Source organism: Deferrisoma sp. (assembly GCF_054681715.1).
Window position 1 is genome coordinate 1 of the sequence record NZ_BAAHFQ010000157.1, and the last position, 6,309, is coordinate 6,309.

Sequence of the window (6,309 nt, forward strand, 5' to 3'; positions counted from 1 at the left end):
AACAATAACTTCCGCCTCGGCCACACGGTCCGCCGGGGCCGGCTGGACCACGGAACCGAAGACCGCGAGACCGACGACCGAAGTTACTTGGAAGCTCCGTAGGCCGCGGAGCGCGGCCTGTTCGCAAAAACAATAACTTTTCGCTCCCGGTCAGACGGTGGACCGCCGCGGTCAGGACCACGGGACCGACGACCGCGAGACCGGCGACCGATGACCGAAGCTACTTGGAAGCTCCCCAGCGCCCCTTCGGGGCCCCGCTGCGCAGGCCTGTAACGCGCGAGGCGGGGCCCCGGTGTGGGAGCGCCTTCCAAGGCGCGACCCGGGCCGAGGGCCCGAAAGGAAGGGCGTCGCGGCTCGGAAGCCGCTCCCACGGGTCGGCCGACGCGATGACGCCGGAATCCCGAAGGTTCTTAGCCGCCTAGCCGCCGAGCAGCCCAGCCGCCTAGCCGAAGTTCCTTGGACGGCGAGAAAAGGCCGGAGGAACGCGCCCGGCGCCGGGCCCCGCGATCTCCGCGGCCGGACGGCGCATCCGGCGCAAAACCCTACCGCACCCGGCGTTCTCCCGGCAACGCGCGAACCCCGGGGCGTTGACCCGGCCGGGGGGTTCGCCGAGAATGCCGGCGCGGCGGAGGCTGCCACAGCTTCTAGCCGCCCGGATCCAACCCTTGATCGAAACGCGCACCCCACGGGGCGGGGGAGAAACGAAAACGCAACGCGTTGGAGGGTTGGTTGTCCCGCATGCTGACGTCCTAGCCGCCTCGCAAGGAATCTCCGGTAGACGAGGGCCGACCCGTTGGCAAGGACGATAACGGCCTGCGGCCGGCCAGGCGGTGGACCGCCGCGACCGTCTGGACCATGGGACCGAAGACCGCGAGACCGGCGACCGTGCCAGGTGCCAGAAGACAGACGACAGAGGACAGGGGTGCTCTGACATCTGACCTCTGAATTCTGGCCCCTGCTACGGCAGCCGCTCCCACGGGCTGGCCGCCGCGATAACGCAGAAATCCCGAAGGTTCTTAGCCGCCTAGCTGCCGAGCAGCCTAGCTGCCTAGCCGAACCTACCCGGAAGGAGTTGCCAATGGCCCGGATCGTGTTCGTGACCGGCGGGGCCCGAAGCGGCAAGAGCCGGTTCGCCCAACGGATCGCCGAGGCGTGGGAGGGGCCGCTCCTCTACGTGGCGACGGCCGAGGTGCTCGACGACGAGATGGCCGACCGGGTCCGGCGCCACCGGGCCGACCGGGGCCCGCGCTGGGAGACCCTGGAGGAACCCCTGGACCTTCCCGCGGCCCTGCGGGCCGCGGAGGGGTTCGGGGGCGCCCTCGTGGACTGCCTCACCCTGTGGGTTTCGAACCTCCTGGGCCGGTGGGGCGGCGACGAAACCGGGCTCGCGGCGGCGCTGGACCGGTTCTACCGGGCCTTCGAGGGGTTCCGGGGCCGGATCTGCCTCGTCACGAACGAAGTGGGCTCGGGCATCGTGCCGGAAAACGCCCTGGCCCGGCGATTTCGGGACCTGGCCGGCCGCGTCAACCAAGAGTGCGCCGCCCGGGCCCACGAGGCCTACCTCGTGGTGTCGGGCCTGCCGGTCCGACTGAAATAGACCCACGGGCGCACGCACGTCCGAACGTCCCCGCGTCCGAACGACATTCCCCGGAGGAACCCATGACCGAGCAGGAACTTCGCGATCTCGCCGCGGCCGTCCGGCCGCTCGACCCAGCAGACCTCGAGGCGGCCCAGGCGCGCCTCGACGATCTCACGAAGCCCCCCGGGAGCCTGGGCCGGCTCGAGGAGGTGGCCAAGCGCCTGGCCGGGATCCAGCGCACCACCCGGCCGCGGATCGGAAAGAAGAGGATCTACACCCTGGCCGCCGACCACGGCGTCACCGAGGAGGGCGTGAGCGCCTACCCCCGGGAGGTCACGGCCCAGATGGTGCTCAACTTCCTGCGGGGCGGCGCCGCCATCAACGTGCTGGCACGGCACGTGGGCGCCGAGATCGTGGTGGTGGACATCGGGGTGGACCACGACTTCGAGGGGATCGAGAGCCTCGAGCATGCCAAGGTGGCCCGGGGCACCCGGAACCTGGCCCGGGGTCCGGCCATGACCCGCGAGGAGGCCCTCCGCGCCCTCGGCGTCGGGGCGGACCTCGCCCGGCGGGCCGCCGAGGACGGCGTGGATCTCGTCGGCATCGGCGAGATGGGCATCGGCAACACCACCCCGGCCGCGGCGATCCTCGCCGCGTTTGCCGGGCTCCCGCCCCGGGAGGTGGTGGGCCGGGGCACCGGGGTGGACGACGAGGGCATTCGCCGGAAAGCCCGGGCCGTGGCCCGGGGCCTCGAGGTCAACCGGCCCGACCCGAGCGACCCCCTGGACGTGCTCCACAAGGTCGGGGGGTTCGAGATCGCCGGCATGGCCGGGGTGTGCCTGGGGGCGGCGGCCCGGGGGATCCCCGTGGTGGTGGACGGGTTCATCTCCACCGCCGCCGCGCTCGTGGCCACCCGGCTCGAGCCCCGGGTGGCCGACTACCTGTTCCTCTCCCACCTGAGCCAGGAACGGGCCCACATCCGGATGGTGGAGCACCTGGGCCAGGACCCGCTCCTCGTCCTCGAGATGCGCCTCGGTGAGGGAACCGGGGCGGCGCTCGCCATGTCGGTGATCGAGGCCTCGGCCAAGATCCTCTCCGAGATGGCCACCTTCAGCGAGGCCGGGGTCTCGAACCGTGAGGAGTGAGAACGGCGTGAAGGAAGCCGCGCCCCGGCCCGGCCGGTTCGCCGTGGCCTGGCAGTTCCTCACGGTGATCCCGCTCTTTCCGGCCGGGAAACTGGACGACCGGGACCTGGCCCGGGCCATGGGGGCCTTCCCGGCCGTGGGCCTCGCCCTGGGCGCAGGGCTCGTGGCGTTCCACCTGGTGCTGGGCCGGGCTCTGCCGGGGCTCCTGGAGGGGGCGATCGCCGTGGCGCTCCTGGCGGCCGCCACCGGGTGCTTCCACCTGGACGGCCTCGCCGACACGGCCGACGGGCTCTCGGGCGGCTGGACCCGGGAGCGCGCCCTGGAGATCATGAAGGACAGCCGCACCGGCGCGGTGGGCGCCGCGGCGCTTTGCCTCGCGGTCGTGGCCCTGGCGGCCGGATACGGGCTGCTGCCGCCCGGGGTCCGGTGGGCCGGGTTCCTGGTGACGCCCGCCGCCGGCCGGGCGGCCGCCGTGTGGCTCGCCCGCCGAAGCCCCTACGCCCGGCCCGAGGGAGGCTTGGGCCGGCCCTACAGCGAACACCTGACGGACGGCGAGGTCCTGCAGGCCGCCCTCTGGGCCGGCGCGCCGGCGGTCGTTTTTCTTGGGGTCCCGGGCCTCCTGGCCCTGGCGTTCACCTGGGTCTGGGCCGAGGGACTCCGGCACTACTTCCTGCGCCGCCTCGGCGGGGTCACGGGCGACGTGCTGGGGTTTTGTGAAGTGACCTCCGAAATCGTCTTCCTGGTGTTTCTCCATGCCCTCACCTGAGCTCACCACCCGCGTCCTGCTGATCCGCCACGCCACCGCCGGCGACCCCGGCGTGCTCCACGGCCACGTGGACGTGCCCCTCACCCCCGACGGCCGCGCCGAGGCCGAACGCCTCGCCCTCAGGCTCCGCGGCGAACCCGTGGGGGCCCTGTACGCCTCGGACCTCCGGAGGGCCCGGGAGACCGCCGAGATCCTGGGGCAGCAGTGGGGCCTGCGGGTGGTCGAGGAACCGGCCCTGCGGGAGCTCCACATGGGCCGGTGGGACGGCAAGCCCGTCCAAGAGGTGCTCGCGGCGGAGGAGGACTTGGTCCGGCAGTGGTGGTCCGACCTGGAGCGGTTCGCCACCCCCGGGGGCGAGAGCCTGGCGGACCTCGCCGAACGGGCCGTTCCGGCCTTCGAGCGCATAGTGACCCAGCACCCCGGCGAAACCGTGGCCGTCGTGGCCCACGGCGGCACGAACCGGGTGATCCTGTTCCGATACCTGGGGATCCCCCTCGCCCGCTACCACGTCCTGGCCCAGGACCCCGCCTGTCTAAACCGCCTCGTCCTCTACCCCGACGGCAACACCGTGGTGGAACTTGTCAACGGCTGACGACGCCCCGACGCAAAACCCCGGCAAATCCAAAACCTAGGAAACACTCTGTTCCACATCCGCCTTGACTCGTGTCAGGCGGCCCCGGAAAGATCGGGGTGTAAGAATAAGAATCTTACTGGAGGGCTGCGATGAGGATCACGAGTAAGGGACAGGTGACGATCCCCCAGCCGATTCGCGAAAAACCGGGGTTCTTGCCGGGCACCGAGGTCGAGTTCGTGGTGGAGGGGAACACCCTGCGGGCGGTCAAAAGCGTGAAGGGGGCGAACCTTGGGCGGCGCGTCGTGGAGACCCTGCGGGGCAAGGCCACCAGTGGGATGACCACCGACGAGATCCTCGCCCTCACGCGGGGAGACGACGAGTGAACGCATACCTGGTGGACAGCAACGTGCTGCTCGACGTCCTCACGGAGGATTCCCAATGGTTCGGATGGTCCTCGGACCGGTTGAGGGAGTGCGCCGACCGGAGCGTCCTCGTTCTCAATCCCATCATCTGCGCGAAGGTCAACATAGGCGTTGAACGGATCGAGGAACTCGATGCCTGCCTGCCGCGCGATGCGTTCCGGAGGGATCCCCTCCCCTGGCCGGCGGCATTTCTGGCTGGGAAGGCGTTTCTTTCGTGCCGCCGGCGCGGCGGTGTCCGGACCGCTCCTCTTCCCGACTTCTACATCGGGGCCCACGCGGCCGCGGCGGGTCTTGCGCTCCCCACGCGGGATGCTCGCCGCTACCGCACCTACTTCCCACGCCTGCGCCTGATCGCGCCGTGGACATGAAACCCAGCCCCTCGCCGAGTCGCCCCCCGTTGCCTGCCCCCAAGGTGGGAGCAAGATTCCCGTAACTTTGCAGCGCCCCCTCCCTGGCACGAACCTCAAAAGCCGTCCGCAGGAGCCGTCGCCCGCCGGCGGGTCAGTCAACCGGTTGCGCCCGAACCGCAGCCGCGCTCGGCGAAACCCGCAACTCGGCCGACTCGGCGAACTCGTACTCCCCGCTGAAGCGTGGCAGGTCGTGGGGCGCCGTGGAGCGCCGGAACTCCTCGGCGAACCGCTCGCCGCGACGGCGCACCGCAGCATCTACAAGCTGCTCGTAGCTTGCAGCCACCACGGTGCCTTCCGGCAGCCTTCTGGCGGCGGGCTTTCCCACATAGGTGTAGGTACGCCCCGGCGGAGGCGGGTTCACGGCGGCGGTGACCTCCACTCGGTCGTACTGGCGCTCACGCAGGTCGAGCTTTTCCAGATCCTCGCGCCGCAACGGGATAAGCACCCCGTTGCAGCGCGCGCCGGGGTCGGGCTCGATGTTGTAGAAAGCCATCGGCATCGGGATGCCGTGGCCCTCAGCCCTCACGAGATCGTAGACGTTCCAGGTCCTGCGCCAACCGTCGAGCCATGCTTCGCGCACGGAGGCCGGGGCCACATGCCGGCCGGTGGTGCGCGCCAGGCTCTCGAGGTCGATCAGGGAACCGTACCCGAACAGATAGATGTACGCCTCTTCCCCCTGCCCTTCCCCCTGCCCACCGGGGCGCAGCCCCCGGCCGCGGTCCATCTCGGCCATTTGGCCGGCAAGGAACTCGAAATCCTGAAACAGGGTGCCACGGCCCCGCGCTTTGCGCAGGGCCGACACGAAGGGCGAGAGGTTCCGCCAATACTTCCCAATCATGGCGCCAAAAACGTCCCAGGTGTAGCGGCGGTCCACCACCCGGCGCCGGTAGGCGGTGCCCAACTCCTGCAGGAGGTTGCAAACGGCAAGCACGCTGTCGCGCAGGCCGAGTTGCTCGTCGGTCAACCCCCGGCTGTCGGCCAGCAGGGCCGGGTCGCCACCGGAGTCGATCAGGGCATCGACCCTTCTCTGGTGGGCGGCCATCTCGTCGCCGTTGAACCGCGCGATGAACTGTTGGGCGTGGGACAACTGGAAGTGCTTTTGGGTCTGGCGCACGACATACACCGACAGCCCGACGCTGACCAGGAGCGTGAGCGCCAGGATGACCACCTCGATCACGCCCAGGAGCATGCCTGGGGCCACGTGCCACCTCCTCGAAACACCGCTTCAGGGGGTTACCGAAAACCCGATCCCGGCGCCCTCTGTCGCCGGCGCTTCGGGGGTTTCGGGCGGCGATCGAAGGGCTGCTTTCGGTGCTGAAGCGGGCCTACGCGCTGCGTCGGTGCCTGTGGTCGGGGTGGGACGGGTTTGTGCGCTACGTGTGGAGCACGGTTGTGGGGTACAACCTGGTCACG

7 protein-coding genes and 1 pseudogene are annotated in these 6,309 nt (G+C 70.4%); 7 read left to right on the forward strand and 1 reads right to left on the reverse strand.

The features are described 5' to 3' along the window. The first annotated feature begins 1,078 nt into the window (after nt 1-1,078). The 6 genes from cobU to ACY0I8_RS15215 all read left to right on the forward strand — a co-directional run bounded on the left by cobU (nt 1,079) and on the right by ACY0I8_RS15215 (nt 4,854). Entirely contained in the window at nt 1,079-1,597 is a 519-nt protein-coding gene (cobU, locus tag ACY0I8_RS15190) for a bifunctional adenosylcobinamide kinase/adenosylcobinamide-phosphate guanylyltransferase (protein ID WP_461395418.1), read from the forward strand. A 62-nt stretch (nt 1,598-1,659) separates the two neighbouring features. After that, nucleotides 1,660-2,724, forward strand: coding sequence for a nicotinate-nucleotide--dimethylbenzimidazole phosphoribosyltransferase (gene cobT / locus ACY0I8_RS15195; RefSeq protein WP_461395419.1), 1,065 nt, complete (start codon nt 1,660-1,662; stop codon nt 2,722-2,724). 7 nt (nt 2,725-2,731) lie between these two features. Then, on the forward strand, nt 2,732-3,490 hold the full coding sequence (gene cobS / locus ACY0I8_RS15200) for an adenosylcobinamide-GDP ribazoletransferase (RefSeq protein ID WP_461395420.1): 759 nt from the start codon (nt 2,732-2,734) through the stop codon (nt 3,488-3,490). Then, nucleotides 3,477-4,082 carry a histidine phosphatase family protein gene (locus ACY0I8_RS15205; protein ID WP_461395421.1) on the forward strand — a complete coding sequence of 202 codons (606 nt, stop codon included), beginning with the start codon at nt 3,477-3,479 and terminating at the stop codon, nt 4,080-4,082. The genes cobS and ACY0I8_RS15205 overlap by 14 nt, the downstream gene beginning before the upstream one ends. A gap of 131 nt (nt 4,083-4,213) precedes the next feature. Further along, the gene (locus ACY0I8_RS15210) at nt 4,214-4,447 is read left to right on the forward strand and encodes an AbrB/MazE/SpoVT family DNA-binding domain-containing protein (protein WP_461395422.1); all 234 of its coding nucleotides are present in this window, start codon (nt 4,214-4,216) and stop codon (nt 4,445-4,447) included. Next, a complete protein-coding gene (locus ACY0I8_RS15215) occupies nt 4,444-4,854 on the forward strand; it encodes a type II toxin-antitoxin system VapC family toxin (protein ID WP_461395423.1) in 411 nt (136 codons plus the stop codon). The genes ACY0I8_RS15210 and ACY0I8_RS15215 overlap by 4 nt, the downstream gene beginning before the upstream one ends. 133 nt (nt 4,855-4,987) lie before the next feature. On the opposite strand, the gene ACY0I8_RS15220 is transcribed toward ACY0I8_RS15215, so the two are convergent. After that, nucleotides 4,988-6,097 carry a gamma-glutamylcyclotransferase family protein gene (locus ACY0I8_RS15220; RefSeq protein WP_461395424.1) on the reverse strand — a complete coding sequence of 370 codons (1,110 nt, stop codon included), beginning with the start codon at nt 6,095-6,097 and terminating at the stop codon, nt 4,988-4,990. 71 nt (nt 6,098-6,168) lie between these two features. On the opposite strand from ACY0I8_RS15220, the pseudogene ACY0I8_RS15225 reads away from it, so the two are divergent. After that, a pseudogene (locus tag ACY0I8_RS15225) lies at nt 6,169-6,309 on the forward strand (ISNCY family transposase); the annotation flags it as partial.